General features: G+C 65.2%; 14 protein-coding genes. 10 read left to right on the top strand and 4 right to left on the bottom strand.

Going from position 1 to position 14,543, the window contains the following annotated elements:
* The 8 genes from mnmG to BLQ85_RS16905 all read left to right on the top strand — a co-directional run bounded on the left by mnmG (window position 1) and on the right by BLQ85_RS16905 (window position 9,316).
* Window positions 1-1,986: a tRNA uridine-5-carboxymethylaminomethyl(34) synthesis enzyme MnmG gene (gene mnmG / locus BLQ85_RS16940; RefSeq protein WP_074578500.1), complete on the top strand. Its 1,986-nt coding sequence runs from the start codon at window positions 1-3 to the stop codon at window positions 1,984-1,986.
* A complete protein-coding gene (gene rsmG / locus BLQ85_RS16935; protein WP_074578498.1) occupies window positions 1,986-2,645 on the top strand; it encodes a 16S rRNA (guanine(527)-N(7))-methyltransferase RsmG in 660 nt (219 codons plus the stop codon). The genes mnmG and rsmG overlap by 1 nt, the downstream gene beginning before the upstream one ends.
* A gap of 163 nt (window positions 2,646-2,808) precedes the next feature.
* A complete protein-coding gene (locus BLQ85_RS16930; RefSeq protein WP_074578495.1) occupies window positions 2,809-3,435 on the top strand; it encodes a LysE family transporter in 627 nt (208 codons plus the stop codon).
* A gap of 49 nt (window positions 3,436-3,484) precedes the next feature.
* A complete protein-coding gene (locus BLQ85_RS16925) occupies window positions 3,485-4,255 on the top strand; it encodes a ParA family protein (RefSeq protein ID WP_074578492.1) in 771 nt (256 codons plus the stop codon).
* Window positions 4,256-4,328: 73 nt separating this feature from the next.
* The gene (locus BLQ85_RS16920) at window positions 4,329-4,895 is read left to right on the top strand and encodes an RBBP9/YdeN family alpha/beta hydrolase (RefSeq protein ID WP_074578491.1); all 567 of its coding nucleotides are present in this window, start codon (window positions 4,329-4,331) and stop codon (window positions 4,893-4,895) included.
* 11 nt (window positions 4,896-4,906) lie between these two features.
* Window positions 4,907-6,226, top strand: a complete 1,320-nt coding sequence (locus BLQ85_RS16915; RefSeq protein WP_083336888.1) for a serine hydrolase domain-containing protein — start codon at window positions 4,907-4,909, stop codon at window positions 6,224-6,226.
* 45 nt (window positions 6,227-6,271) lie between these two features.
* A complete protein-coding gene (locus BLQ85_RS16910) occupies window positions 6,272-7,210 on the top strand; it encodes a ParB/RepB/Spo0J family partition protein (RefSeq protein WP_074578489.1) in 939 nt (312 codons plus the stop codon).
* A gap of 219 nt (window positions 7,211-7,429) precedes the next feature.
* Window positions 7,430-9,316, top strand: coding sequence for a sensor histidine kinase (locus tag BLQ85_RS16905; protein ID WP_175456136.1), 1,887 nt, complete (start codon window positions 7,430-7,432; stop codon window positions 9,314-9,316).
* A gap of 12 nt (window positions 9,317-9,328) precedes the next feature.
* Here BLQ85_RS16905 and BLQ85_RS16900 read toward each other — a convergent pair whose 3' ends face one another.
* Both BLQ85_RS16900 and BLQ85_RS16895 read right to left on the bottom strand, forming a co-directional pair.
* A complete protein-coding gene (locus BLQ85_RS16900) occupies window positions 9,329-10,753 on the bottom strand; it encodes an FAD-binding oxidoreductase (protein WP_074578486.1) in 1,425 nt (474 codons plus the stop codon).
* A 135-nt stretch (window positions 10,754-10,888) separates the two neighbouring features.
* Window positions 10,889-11,284 carry an EF-hand domain-containing protein gene (locus BLQ85_RS16895; RefSeq protein ID WP_074578484.1) on the bottom strand — a complete coding sequence of 132 codons (396 nt, stop codon included), beginning with the start codon at window positions 11,282-11,284 and terminating at the stop codon, window positions 10,889-10,891.
* Between the two features lie 208 nt (window positions 11,285-11,492).
* Between BLQ85_RS16895 and BLQ85_RS16890 the strand changes: the two genes are divergently transcribed.
* The gene (locus BLQ85_RS16890) at window positions 11,493-12,059 is read left to right on the top strand and encodes a cob(I)yrinic acid a,c-diamide adenosyltransferase (protein ID WP_074578483.1); all 567 of its coding nucleotides are present in this window, start codon (window positions 11,493-11,495) and stop codon (window positions 12,057-12,059) included.
* Between the two features lie 118 nt (window positions 12,060-12,177).
* Complete coding sequence (locus BLQ85_RS16885; RefSeq protein WP_074578481.1) at window positions 12,178-12,993, top strand: mechanosensitive ion channel family protein; 816 nt, start codon at window positions 12,178-12,180, stop codon at window positions 12,991-12,993.
* 142 nt (window positions 12,994-13,135) lie between these two features.
* Here BLQ85_RS16885 and BLQ85_RS16880 read toward each other — a convergent pair whose 3' ends face one another.
* Window positions 13,136-14,080, bottom strand: coding sequence for a CysB family HTH-type transcriptional regulator (locus tag BLQ85_RS16880; RefSeq protein WP_074578479.1), 945 nt, complete (start codon window positions 14,078-14,080; stop codon window positions 13,136-13,138).
* A gap of 111 nt (window positions 14,081-14,191) precedes the next feature.
* Window positions 14,192-14,509: a hypothetical protein gene (locus BLQ85_RS16875; protein ID WP_074578477.1), complete on the bottom strand. Its 318-nt coding sequence runs from the start codon at window positions 14,507-14,509 to the stop codon at window positions 14,192-14,194.
* Between the last annotated feature and the right edge of the window lie 34 nt (window positions 14,510-14,543).

Raw genomic sequence — 14,543 nt, 5'->3', positions numbered from 1 at the left:
ATGTTTTACCCCCAAGAATTTGACGTGATCGTGGTTGGCGGCGGCCATGCCGGCACCGAGGCCGCCCTGGCTTCGGCCCGCATGGGCTGCAAGACCTTGCTGCTCTCGCACAACATCGAGACCCTGGGCCAGATGAGCTGCAACCCCTCGATAGGCGGCATTGGCAAAGGCCACCTGGTCAAGGAGGTGGATGCGTTGGGCGGCGCCATGGCGCTGGCCACCGACGAAGGCGGCATCCAGTTCCGCATCCTGAACAGCTCCAAGGGCCCGGCCGTGCGCGCGACCCGGGCCCAGGCCGACCGCATTCTGTACAAGGCGGCGATTCGCCGCAGGCTGGAAAACCAGCCCAATCTCTGGCTGTTCCAGCAGGCCGTCGACGACCTGATGGTGGAGGGCGACCGCGTGGTCGGCGCCGTTACCCAGGTCGGCATCAAGTTCCGCTCGCGCACCGTGGTGCTGACGGCTGGGACTTTCCTGGACGGCAAGATCCATGTGGGCTTGAACAATTACTCGGCGGGCCGGGCGGGCGACCCGCCGGCGGTGTCGCTGTCCAGCCGGCTCAAGGAACTCAAGCTGCCGCAAGGCCGGCTCAAGACCGGCACGCCGCCGCGCATAGACGGCCGCACGATTGACTTCAGCAAATGCATTGAGCAGCCCGGCGACGGCATGCCCGGCGGTATTGAAGGGCCGGTGCCGGTATTCAGTTTTATGGGGGGCGGCATCGCCCACCCGCGCCAGGTGCCGTGCTGGATCACCCATACCAACGAGCGCACCCACGAGATCATCCGCTCCGGTTTTGACCGCAGCCCCATGTTCACCGGCAAGATAGACGGTGTCGGCCCGCGCTACTGCCCCAGCGTGGAAGACAAGATCAACCGCTTCGCCGACAAGGACAGTCACCAGATTTTCCTGGAGCCCGAGGGCCTGACCACCCACGAGATCTACCCCAACGGCATCTCGACCAGCCTGCCTTTCGACATCCAGTACGACCTGGTGCGCTCCATGGCCGGCATGGAAAACGCCCATATCCTGCGGCCCGGCTATGCCATCGAGTACGACTATTTCGACCCGCGGGCGCTCAAGTCGAGCTTTGAAACCCGGGCGATTGGCGGCCTGTTCTTCGCCGGCCAGATCAATGGCACGACCGGTTATGAAGAGGCGGCGGCCCAGGGCCTGTTCGCCGGCATCAACGCCGCGCTGCAATGCCAAGGTAAAGAGGCCTGGCTGCCCAAGCGCGACGAAGCCTACCTCGGTGTGCTGGTCGACGACCTGATTACCAAGGGCGTGACCGAGCCCTACCGCATGTTCACCAGCCGGGCAGAGTTCCGCCTGATGCTGCGCGAGGATAACGCCGACATGCGCCTGACCGAAAAAGGCCGGGAGCTGGGCTTGGTCGACGACGCCCGTTGGGACGCTTTCAACCGCAAGCGCGACACGGTTTCACGTGAAACAGCCCGACTCCGGGCGATCTGGGTCAACCCCAACAACCTGCCGGCGGCCGAAGCCGAGCGCGTGCTGGGCAAGTCGATTGAGCGCGAGTACAACCTGCTGGACCTGCTGCGCCGCCCCGATGTGAACTACGCCGGGCTGATGTCGCTGGAGGAGGGCAGGTACGCCAACCCCGAACTGGCGGCCGAAGCCGCGGCCAGCGACGACCTGGCCAAAAGCGTGATCGAGCAGATCGAAATCACCGCCAAGTACGCCGGCTACATCGACCTGCAAAAGACCGAAGTCGAGCGTGCTGCCCACTATGAAAACCTCAAGCTGCCGGCCGACCTGGACTACCTGCAGGTTTCGGCCCTGAGTTTTGAGGCGCGCCAGACCCTGGCCAAGCACAGGCCGGAAACCCTGGGAATGGCCTCGCGCATCTCGGGCATCACGCCGGCCACCGTGTCCCTGCTGCTGGTGCACCTGAAAAAGAACCTGTGGAAAAACACGGTTCCGCTCCAGGCCGCCGAGGCCGTCAACGAAAAAGCCAAAGCCTGATGCGGGCCGGTGAACAGGATTTGCGCGCCGGCCTGAGGGCGCTGCAGCTGGAGCTGGGCGATGGCCAGGTCGGCCAGCTGCTGGATTACCAGGACCTGATTGGTAAATGGACCAAGGTCTACAACCTGACGGCGGTGCGCGACCCGGTCGAAATGCTGACCCACCACCTGCTGGACAGCCTGGCCGCGGTGCTTCCGCTGCGCCGCCACCTGCAAAAAGCCGGGCTGGGGCAGGGCGCCCGTCTGCTTGACGTGGGATCCGGCGCCGGCTTGCCGGGCGTGGTCATCGCCATCTGCTGCCCGGAAGTGGCCGTCACCTGCGTGGACACGGTTGCCAAAAAGGCCGCCTTTATCAGGCAGGCGGCGCTGGCGCTCAAGCTGCCCAATCTTTCGGGATTGCACGCCCGGGTCGAAACCATTGCCACGCCGTTTGAGGTGATCTGCTCCCGGGCGTTCGCCTCGCTGGCTGATTTCAGTAACTGGTCTGTCGATGCCCTGGCGCCCCAAGGTGCCTGGATGGCACTCAAAGGCAAACACCCGGCCGACGAAATCGCGGCCTTGCCGGCCGGTACCGAGGTGTTTCACGTGGAACAGCTGCAGGTGCCTAGGCTGGATGCCGAGCGCTGCATCGTCTGGATGCGGAAAAAGACCGCGCCCTGAACCCGGTTGAGGGCTGGCTGGGGGAGGGCCACGCCGCCCGGTTCGTTGTTCGGGCACAAAAAGAAACTCTGCCGGACACCGATTCGGCCCGCTTTGGCATTTGGGCGGCACCCCCTGTCGTAAACTCGGTTCCTCTCATCTCTCTATCTTCTGGAGAACCTCCATGTTGGGCTCATTCGTCGGCATCGCCGACTACGGTGCTTTTGTCGTCGCCATCATTGTGTTTTTGCTGATTCCCGGCCCGGGCAACCTCGCGCTGATCACTTCGACCAGCAAGGGCGGCATTGCCGGCGGCCTGGGCGCGACCCTTGGCGTGATCGCCGGCGACCAGGTTCTGCTCTGGGCGGCCGTGGCCGGCGTGTCGGCCATCATGGCGGCTTACCCGACGGCTTTCCACATCGTCCAGTGGGCCGGGGCGCTTTACCTGGCCTGGCTGGGCATCAAGATGCTGGTGGCCAAGCCCGGCGATGCACCCCTGCTGAACATCAAGCCCCGGCACTACTTCCGCCAGGCCCTGTTGATCACCTTGCTGAACCCCAAGGCCATCGTGTTTTACATGGCCTTCTTCCCGCTGTTCGTGGACCCGGCCCAGCACCAGGGCCTGAAGACTTTTGCGGTGATGGCGGCCACGATTGCCGGGCTGACCTTTCTCTACGGCCTGTGCTCGGTGATGATCACCTACCACCTGGCCGAGCGCATACGCGCCAACCCGAAAATCACCGCGGTCCTGAACAAGCTGGCCGGTATTTTCCTGATCGGCTTCGGCCTCAAGCTCGCGGTTTCCAAATAAGCCGCCATCGCATTTCGCGTCCTCTTCCGAACAAAAACTAAAAACACACATGGCCAAAATATTCTGCGTTGCCAACCAAAAGGGCGGGGTGGGCAAGACCACCACCACGGTGAATCTGGCGGCGGGGCTGGCAAAAGTCGGCCAGCGGGTGTTGATGATCGACCTGGACCCGCAGGGCAATGCCACCATGGGTTCGGGCGTGGACAAACGCCAGCTCGAGATGACGGTGTACGACGTGCTGCTCGAATCCGCCTCGGTGGCCGAGGCGCGGGTGCGCAGCGATAAATGCGGCTACGACGTGCTGGGCGCGAACCGCGAACTGGCCGGTGCCGAAGTCGAACTGGTCGATGTCGAGCGCCGCGAAAAGCGTCTCAAGCTCGCGCTGGCCGAAGTCGACAGCCAGTACGACTTCGTGCTCATCGACTGCCCGCCGTCCCTCAGCATGCTGACGCTCAACGGCCTGTGCTGCGCGCACGGCGTGATCGTGCCCATGCAGTGCGAGTACTTCGCGCTCGAAGGCCTGACCGACCTGGTCAACACCATCAAGCAGGTGCACGCCAACCTCAACAAGGATTTGCAGATCATCGGCCTTTTGCGCGTGATGTTCGACCCGCGCATCACCCTGCAGCAGCAGGTCAGCGACCAGCTCAAGGAGCACTTCGCCGACAAGGTTTTCAACACCGTGATCCCGCGCAATGTGCGCCTGGCCGAAGCACCCAGCTACGGCCTGCCGGGCGTGGTCTTCGACCCGTCCTCCAGGGGCGCGCAGGCTTTCATCACCTTCGCCGAAGAGATGGTCGACCGCATCAAGGCGATGTAAGCCAGGTGCGCCAGAGCCCTGTAAAAAGGACCTCTGTTGCTACTGAATTTATAGCGAACTGATCCGCCAAGCGATGAACCCCCGCAATGTCCTGATACTCCCCGGCTGGCAAAACAGCGGCCCCGACCACTGGCAAAGCCGCTGGGAGAAGGCGCACGGCTATACGCGGGTCGAGCAGCACGACTGGATGCGGCCGCTGCGCGGAGACTGGAGCGCGCGGCTTGAAGAGGTCCTGCTTTCCCGCGACGAACCGGCCGTGCTGGTCGCGCACAGCCTGGGCTGCATGCTCACCGCCGCCTGGGCCTCACACTCGCGCAACACCCACCGTGTCAAGGCCGCGCTGCTGGTCGCGCCGCCCGACGTGGAGCGCGAGGACGTGTGCCAGATGCTGCCGGGCTGGGCGCCCGTGCCGATGCGCAAGCTGCCCTTTCCCGCCGTGGTGTTCTGCAGCAGCGACGACCCCTTCTGCGCGCCCGAACGCGCCCGCCGGTTCGCCGCGGCCTGGGGCGCCGAGCTTGTTGAAGCCGGGCCGCGCGGCCACCTCAATGCCGACAGCGGCCTGGGCGACTGGCCCGAGGCCTTTGAGAAATTGCAGCGCCTTCAAGCATTGCCCGCTTCTCTGTCGCACAGCCATTCATAACAAGAGAGCCCATGCACTTGCCCCGCGCTTTCGCCCGCTCGCGTTCTCACCTGGCGTCCACCGTACTGGCCGTGGCCGCCCTGGCCGCTTCGCTTGCCTGCCCCGCGCTGCATGCCGAACCCGATGAAGAGTTGCTTGGCAAATCGCAGGGCTACCCGCTGGGCAATGCCAGCACCTGGTACAGCAATCCTTACCGTATCGGCTCCTGGTCGGCCATGGACAAGGTGGCCGGTGTGCAGGTCCGCACGGTGGCGCGCCCGGCCGAGGCCAGCCCCTTGCCGCGCGCGGCCAGCCCCACGTCCATCAGCTACCGCTACAAGAACACCCACTACACGCTGGCCGACTACCTGGACCGCCAGCGCACCACCAGCCTGCTGGTGCTGAAAAACGGCGAGATCGTCGCCGAGCACTACCGCTACGGCCGCAAGGACGACGCGCGCTTTCTGTCTTTCTCCATGGCCAAAAGCGTGACCTCGCTACTGGTCGGCAAGGCGCTCTCGCTGGGCCAGATTGCCTCGCTGGACGATGCAGCCGAGAAGTACGTCAAGGAGATTGCCGGCAGCCCCTACGGTGCCACCACGATTCGCCAGCTGTTGCGTATGAGCTCGGGTCTCACTTTCACCGAGCGCTACGACGGCAAGGACGACATCGCGCGCCTCTCGCGCGCTGGCGCCGGCGCGCCTGGCGCGGGCAAGCCCATCGACGTGTTGCGCAGCATCACCGATCGCCACTCACCGGCCGGCGAAAAGTTTGTCTATGCCAGCGCCGAGACCGACGTGCTGGGTCGTGTGCTGACGGCCGCCACCGGCAAGACCATGGCTGAGCTCACCACCGACTGGCTGTGGAAGCCAATGGGCGCCGAGCACGATGCCTTCTGGCGTGTCTCCGTCGACGGGCAGGAGCAAGCCCATGGCGCCTTCAACGCCAGCCTGCGCGACTGGGCGCGGCTGGGCCAGTTGCTGGCCAATGACGGCCGCGCCATCGACAAAACCACCGGCAAGCCCGGTGCGCTGCAGGTCCTGCCGCAGGACTATTTGCTGGACGCCACCGACGCAACACGCCAGCCGCCGGCATTCAAGCCGCGCACGGCCACGCCCTACTTTGGCTACGGCTACCAGTTCTGGCTCATGCCGATGCGGGCGCGCACATTTGCCATGCAGGGCATCCACGGCCAGACGGTCTATGTGCAGCCCTCCACCGGCATTGTGCTGGTGATGACATCGGCCTGGGAGCAGGCCAGCGGCAAGCAGGATGCGCAACCTTACGAAGAGCGCGACGCCCTGTGGCGCGGCGTGCTGCAGTCCCTGGGCGGCAGCCTCACGCCCCCTTGAACAGGGCTCCCTACATCAACATTGACGGATTGAAGGAATAGAAACATGGTCACGAAAAAACCCAAAGGCCTGGGCCGCGGGCTGGAAGCATTGCTGGGCCCCAAGGTCAGCGAGAGCGCCAGCGACGCCGAGAACGCCAGCATCAGCGCCAACAGCCCGGGCCTGCCGGCCTCGCTGCGGCTGGAAGACTTGGTCGCCGGCCAGTACCAGCCGCGCACCCGCATGGACGAGGGCGCGCTCTACGAGCTTGCCGAATCCATCAAGGTGCAGGGCATCATGCAGCCCATCCTGGTGCGGCGCCTGACGTCCGGCGCCAACGACGGCAAGTATGAAATCATCGCCGGCGAGCGACGCTTCCGCGCGGCCAGACTGGCCGGCCTGGACAGCGTGCCGGTGCTGGTGCGCGACGTGCCCGACGAGTCGGCGGCCGCCATGTCGCTGATCGAAAACATCCAGCGCGAAGACCTCAATCCACTGGAAGAAGCGCACGGCCTGCAGCGCCTGGTCAAGGAATTCGGCCTTACGCACGAACTTGCCGCGCAGGCCGTGGGCCGCTCGCGCAGCGCCGCCTCCAACCTGCTGCGTTTGCTCAACCTGGCCGACCCGGTGCAGACCATGCTGATGGCCGGCGACCTGGACATGGGCCACGCGCGTGCGCTGCTGGGCCTGGACCGCGCCGCGCAGATCACCGCAGCCAACCAGATCTCGGCCAAGAAGATGTCGGTACGCGAGGCCGAAAGCCTGGTCAAAAAACTCAGCGCCGAGTTTTCGCTCAAGCCGCAAAAAGCCGCGAAAGAAAAATCGCGGGACACCCGCCGCGTGGAAGAAGAACTGGCTGACCTGCTGATGGCCGACGTGGAAGTGCGTGTCAAGAAGCAGGTCAAGCGCAACGGCAGGCGCGAGGACATGGGCGAGGTGGCGATACAGTTCGCCTCCATGGACGAACTCAACGGGCTCATCGAGCGGTTGCGCGGCAACAAATAGCCCGGCCAGTTCGGGCAAGGCTCTTTCACGCTGTACCGCAGCCCCCTCCAGAGGGGGCTTTTTCTTTTCCGCCTCGGCGCCAAAGTCTTACCCAAATAGTGTTAATTGCTCTACTTGTTTGAGTAATAAAGTGCTAATCTTTGGACTCAAGGGCGCGGCCAGGTCTTCGGGCGTCCCTCCGGAGTTGGCCGCGCCGGCGAAGAAGCAATGGGGTTCGCCATGCGCACCTTTAATCTGAGCCACATCAGAAGGCATACCGTTCTGGTTGCCGCGGGCCTGGCCATGGCCATGGGTGTCGTGGCTCTGCTGGGCTGGGTGCTGCAGCTGGACATCCTGAAAAGCCTGATACCGGGCGCCGTCCAGATGAAACCCAACACGGCCATCGGCCTGTGCCTGTCCGCCGCGGCCCTGCTCGTGGGTTTGCGCCGCCATGAAAAAAGAATGCGCTACTGGGGCTATGCCCTGGCCGCCGCCGTCAGCGCCATCGGTGCGGCCACGCTGTTTGAATACCTCTTCGCGGCGGACCTGCGCATCGATGAACTGCTGTTTCGCGATGGGGCCAATGCCTACAACCTGACCCCCGGCCGCATGTCGCCCTTCAGCGCCTGGACGTTTTTCATGCTGGGTATAGGGCTGGGCTTTGTGCGCTGCCGCCACGCGGGCTGGCTGGCTTATGTGTGCGGCGGCCAGGTTGCCAGCATAGGCGCGGTCAGCCTGCTGGGCTACCTTTGGCATGCCAGCGAGCTGGTCACCGACGTCTGGCTGCCGCCCGTGGCGGTCAACACTGCGCTGGCCTTCACCGCCCTGGGGCTGGCCGTGGCCGCCGCGCATGCGCGCGACACCTCGCTCAGCAGCATCGAAACCGAACTCTCCCCGCTGGAGATCAAGGTGGTGCTCGCCATGGCCGGCACGCTGGTGGTTCTGGTGGCATCGGCGAGCTACACCTATCGCTCGGTGGTGGCCTTCACCGGGCATGCGGACCACATGGCGGCCGGCCAGCAGCAGCGTGTCGCGGCGCTCAAAGCCTCGCTGGCGCGCGCGCAGCGCGTGACGGCCGACGCGCTGTCCGCATCACCGGGCGCGCCGCTGCCGGCCGGCTACGGCGATGCGGGCGACTCCTTCGCCAGCGTGGTGCTGTTCTCGCAGCTCTCGCGGCTGGAGCGGGAGCTTGAAACCGCCCAGCAGTCGCTGCGGCGCGAGCAGGCCGGCCCCCTGGAAAAGGGCCGTACCACCATGCTGGTGTCGCTCATCGTCACCATAGGCCTGGCGGTGGCGGTGTTTGTCGTGCTGATGGCATCGGTCAGGCGCGAGATGAGCCGCAACATCCTGGCGCGCGCGGAGATCTTCGCGCTCAACAAGCACCTGGAGCAGCGTGTGCACGAGCGCGCCGCCGAACTCAACGCGACCAACGAGCGACTGAACACCTTCATGAGCCTGCTGGCCCATGACCTCAGGCAGCCCCTGATTTCCCTGGGCAGCTTCGGTGAACTGCTGGACCGCCGGCTGCTTGAAACCAAGGACGCGCAAGGCCGCAAGCTCATGCAGCGCATCCTGCGCGCCACCCGGCAGGTGGACGCCTGCGCCGACGCCTTGCTGGAACTGGAACGCGTCTCCAGCAGAAGCCTGTGGATACAGACGGTGGATGTCAGCGGGCTGGTGAAGGCCATGGTCGAGCAGCTGCGCGAGCAGGAGCCGGGCCGGCGGGTGAGGCTTTTTGCCGGGCCCACGCGGCCCGCGCACGCCGACCGCAGCCTGCTGGCGGTGGTGGTCTGGCATGTGGTCGGCAATGCCTGGAAGTTCAGCGCCACCCGCGACGTTTCGGAGATAGAAGTCGGCTGCGGCCAGGATGAGTCCGGCGCGCCGATGTGGTGGATCCGGGACAACGGCGTAGGCTTTGACATGGCCTATGCCGACAAGCTCTTCATGCCCTTTCAGCGCTTGCACGCAGAGGACGAATTCCCCGGCCTGGGCACGGGCCTGGCCATTGTCCACGCCGTCGTGGCGCGGCACAGAGGGAGGGTGTGGGCGCACTCGGAGCCCGGCCGAGGCGCCACGTTTTTCTTCACGCTCGGCGATCCCGGCCTTCAGGTTCAGGCCGGGGGCTGAGGCGATGCGGCTTCAGGACAGCGAAAAAATCTTGCCCGGGTTCATGATGTTTTTCGGGTCCAGCGCGCGCTTGATGGTGCGCATCATGTCGACCGCGCCGTCGCCGGTTTCCGTCACCAGGAAGTCCATCTTGTGCAGGCCCACGCCGTGCTCGCCGGTGCAGGTACCTTCCAGCGCCAGCGCGCGTGCCACCAGCTTGTGGTTCAGCGCCTCGGCCACTTCGCGCTCCTTGGGGATGGCCGGGTCAATCAGGTAGCCGAAGTGGAAGTTGCCGTCGCCGACGTGGCCGACCAGGAAGTAGGGGATACCGCTGGCGTCGACTTCGGCCACCGACTCGAGCAGGCAGTCGGCCAGGCGCGAGATCGGCACGCAGGTGTCGGTGGAGATCGCGCGGCAGCCGGGCCTGGACTGGATGGCCGCGAAATAGGCGTTGTGCCGCGCCGTCCACAGGCGCGTGCGCTCTTCCGGCGTGCTGGCCCATTCAAAGGCATTGCCGCCATGGCCGCTGGCGAGTTCCTGCACCAGCTCGGCTTGTTCCTTCACGCTGCTGGGCGTGCCGTGGAACTCCATCAGCAGCATGGGCTCCTCGCGCAGCGTGAGCTTGGAGTGCGTGTTCACCATGCGCACGGTGTTGTGGTCTATCAGCTCCACGCGCGCGATCGGCACGCCCAGCTGTATCACCTCGATGGTGGTGCGCACGGCGGCCTCTATGCTCGGGAAGGAACACACCGCGGCCGAGATGGCCTCGGGCAGCGGGTAGAGCCTCACGGTGACTTCGGTGATCACGCCCAGCGTGCCTTCGCTGCCCACCATGAGGCGGGTCAGGTCGTAGCCGGCGGATGATTTTTTGGCGCGCGTGCCGGTGCGTATGACGCTGCCGTCGGCGGTGACGACTTCCAGTGCCAGCACGTTCTCGCGCATGGTGCCGTAGCGCACGGCATTCGTGCCGCTGGCGCGCGTGGCGCTCATGCCGCCCAAGGTCGCATCGGCGCCCGGGTCTATCGGGAAGAAGAGGCCGGTGCTTTTGACTTCTTCATTGAGCTGCTTGCGCGTCACGCCCGGCTGCACGGTGACGGTCAGGTCTTCGGCGTTGATGGACAAGACCTTGTTCATGCGGCTCACATCGATGCTGATGCCGCCCTGCACGGCCAGCAAATGGCCTTCCAGCGAGGTGCCCACGCCAAAGGGAATCACCGGCACGTTGTATTGGCCGGCCAGCTTGACCGCATCGGCCACGTCCTGCGTGCTTTCGGCAAACACCACGGCCGAAGGCGGTGGCGCGGCGAAAGAGGATTCATCACGGCCGTGCTGCTCGCGCACCACCAGGGCGGTTGAGCAGCGCTCGGCAAAGCGGGCCTTGAGCGCGTCTATCAGCGCCGCCGGCGTCTCGCGCTGGTGGATTTCGGGAAGCAGGTGTTGGGGGAGGGGGGCGTTCATTGTTGTCTCCGGGTCGGTGGCACAGTTTACGACGTGTGCGTCCTTTGCGCCAATCTGCACCAACGAAGCGGAGACCCGCGGCCGTGGCCGCGGGAGTGAGGCATGAAGGCGGGGCGATGGTCACCCCGCGAGGGATCAAGAGCCGGTGGCGGCCTTAGTGAGTTCGGCCAGCGAGATAAAGGAGTCGTGGTTGGTGTCGATCTGCTCGAAACGCTGTGCCACGGCCGGCAGGTGTTCGGCCTCCTGGCGGTCCAGCTTGCCGTCCTTGTTGGCGTCGGCGCGGTTGAAAGCCGCCTCGACGTCCTTGGGGGTGGTGCGGTTTTGCGGCACGGCGCCCGGGGTGGCGGAGGGCGCCATCTGGGACGGCGGGCTGCCGGGGCTGGCCGGCGACGGCGGGGCGGACTGGGCCCGCGCGGCGCCGGCGGCGCCCGCGGCCAATGCGGCCACCAGCAGCACGCTGCGCAACTCAAAGCCGGGAATAGAATGTTTTGAATGTTTTACGGGGGATGTTGCCGTCGTGTGTAGGGTCATGCGAGGAGTCTTTCAAAGAGTGAACAAGCCGCCATTGCAACCCAGCCGGCGCCTCGCGGCCAGCAGTTTTTCAGGGTGTTGCCTCACTGACATGATGTCCTAGGACGACACATTTTTTTGCCTCGCGTAACGCTTGCCGCCTGGGTCTCTTATTAGTCCCTTTGCTTCATTGACTTTTCCTAATCGCGCTTCACCGCGCCTTCGCACCATGGCCAACAGACTTTCACAGATCGCAACCCGCACCGGCGACAACGGCACCACCGGCCTGGGCGACAACACGCGCGTATCCAAGGACAGCCTGCGCGTCCATGCCATGGGCGACGTCGACGAACTCAATTCGCAGATCGGCGTGCTGCTATGCGAAGAACTGCCGCCCGGTGTGCGCGAACTGCTGGTGGAGGTGCAGCACCAGCTCTTCAACCTGGGCGGCGAGCTGTCCATCCCGGGCTTTGAGCTGCTCAAGCCCGAGGCCGTGGCGCTGCTCGACGAGGCGCTGGCCGAACACAACGCGAAGCTGCCGCGCCTGGCCGAGTTCATCCTGCCGGCCGGCTCGCGCGCCGCCGCGCTGGCCCATGTGTGCCGCACCGTGGCGCGCCGCGCCGAACGCGCCGTGGTGGCGCTGGGCGCGGCCGAGCCTCTCAAGGATGCGCCGCGCCAGTACCTCAACCGCCTGAGCGACCTGCTCTTTGTGCTGTCGCGCGTGCTCAACCGCATGAACGGCGGCGACGATGTGTATTGGAAGAGCGAACGCATGGCGCGCGCAGCCACTGAATAAGCAAAGCTTTGCATAGGGACCCTCGCGGCCCGTGTGGGCGCGCAGCGACGGCCCCTGTTTACACCCGCATGCCGCATCCCTAAGATGCCCGGTACCAACAACTGAACAGGGAGAACACATGGACACCGCAAAACTCGGAAGCTGGGCGGAACAGGCGCAGCCGATACTGCTGGCCTTCGGCCTGAAGGTCATAGGCGCGATCGCCGTCTTCATCATTGGGCGCTGGCTCATCCACCTGGTGACGCGGCTGGTCGGTGCGGCCATGACGCGCCAGGAAATCGACCCCACGGTGCAGCGCTACCTGGTGAGCTTTATCACCGTCGCGCTCAATATCGTGCTGGTCGTCGCCATCCTCGGCTACTTCGGGGTAGAGACCACCAGCTTCGCCGCCCTGGTGGCCGGCGCGGGCGTGGCCATAGGCGCGGCCTGGAGCGGCCTGCTCAGCAATTTCGCCGCGGGCATCTTCCTGCTGGTGCTGCGGCCCTACAAGGTGGGTGAGTACGTGAGCGCCGGCGGGGTCGAAGGCACGGTGCTGGAAATCGGCCTGTTCGGCACCGGCATCAACACGCCCGACAACGTCAAGACCGTGGTGGGCAATGCCAAGATCATGGGCGGCGATATCAAGAACTACACGGCCAACCCCTACCGCCGGGTCGAACTCGCCGCGCAGCTGGCCGGCTCGGCCGACATCCACAAGGCCATCGCGCTGCTCAAGGAATCCGTCGCCAAGGTCGCCAACACCATGAAGACGCCCGCGGTGGACGTGGAGATCCTGGAGTTCAACGAATTCGGCCCCAAGCTCGCGGTGCGCCCCTATTGCCACACCGACCACTACTGGCAGGTCTACTTCGACACCAATATGGCGATTGCCGATACCCTGGGCGCGGCGGGCTTCCCGGTGGCGACGCGGCCGGTCAAGGTCTATCCGGTTTAAGTGATCACCCCTATCGGACGCTCGCTGCGCGTAGCGCCTTTTCCCCTTCCAGGGGACAGGCGCCTTGCGGCCGGCAAAGCCGGACCGCGGCCCCCGCTGGCGGGCGCATATGCGTCGCTGGGCTTGTGAGCGGCTCTAGGCTCTAGATGTCATAGCTCGCGGCACCGGGTTCCTCGCTCAAGGTTTTCTCGACCACGGCGCGCGTCAGCGTGGGCGCGAAGGACTCGATAAACGCATAGACATAGCCGCGCAGGTAGCTGCCGCGGCGCACCGCGAGTTTGGTGAGGTTGATGCCGAACAGCGCGCCCGCGTCCAGCGCGCGCAGGGCGGTGTCGCGCTCGGCCTCGTAGGCGATGGACGCGACGATGCCCACGCCCATGCCCAGCTCCACATAGGTCTTGATCACGTCGGCATCCATGGCCGTCAGCACGATGTTGGGCGCCAGGCCGCGCTGCGTGAAAGCGCCGTCGATGTGCGAGCGGCCGGTGAAGCCGGTGTCGTAGGTGATCAGCGCAAAGCGCGCCAGGCTCTCCAGCGTGAGCGGGCCGTCCAGCAGCGGGTGGCCGGGCGGCACGATGACCGAGTGCGTCCAGCGGTAGCAGGGCAGGGCGACAAGCTCGGGGTAGTCGTTGAGCGCTTCGGTGGCGATGCCCACGTCGACCTCGCCCGACACCAGCATGTCGGCCACCTGCTTGGGCGAGCCTTGGTGCAGATGCAGTTTCACGTTGGGAAACTGGCTGCGGAACTCCTGCACCGCGTGCGGCAGCGCGTAGCGCGCCTGGGAGTGTGTGGCGGCAATCGACAGCAGGCCGCTTTGCTGGGCCATGAATTCCTGGCCGGCTTTTTTCAGGTTGCTGCTCTCCAGCAGCAGGCGTTCGATGATGGGCAGCACGTGAGCGCCCGGCTCGGTCAGCCCCGTCAGGCGTTTGCCGGCGCGCACAAAGAGCTCAATGCCCAGCTCTTCTTCGAGTTCGCGAATCTGCCGGCTGACCCCGGGTTGCGAGGTGTGCAGGGCATTGGCCACGTCGGTCAGGTTGAAATTGCATCGCACGGCCTCGCGCATGGAACGCAGCTGCTGGAAATTCATGGTGGCGAAGGCGCGGGGCGCGCGGTGTTGAAGAGGTCAAACACCGGATTGTGGGCAGGCCCCCTTATTTGAGGAACTACTGATTAGTTCGTTCTAAATCACCAAAACATCCTAAGAGCCCTGGACCCGTGTCAGCATGCGCTCCGGCAACCCGCCGGAGAAGGCGGGCAGCAGCGCGTTGATGCGGCGCGTGGCCTCTTCCTGGCAGAACTGGCACGAGACAAGCTGGAATATTTCTCCCCGCAACAGCCACAGGTGCTGCGCGGTGCACGCAGCGTCTATGCGCCAGTGCATGCGTTCGCACATAGGCCCTTCGCATCGCTCCAGTGCCTCGTGGAGCTGAAGCCGCAGTTGCTCCACGTGACGCGGTTTGCTTGTTTCGGCGACGCTTTCGTGCAGCCAGCTGTGCAGCGACTTTTTCCAGGCCATGGCGGTTCCCCTTGTGAATGGGCGCTGATGCGGC

Origin of the sequence: Polaromonas sp. JS666 (assembly GCF_900103405.1) — a bacterium.
In the GTDB taxonomy this organism is placed as follows: domain Bacteria; phylum Pseudomonadota; class Gammaproteobacteria; order Burkholderiales; family Burkholderiaceae_C; genus Polaromonas.
Note: the sequence above shows the minus strand (reverse complement) of the source record. Positions and strands in the feature narration are given on the sequence as shown.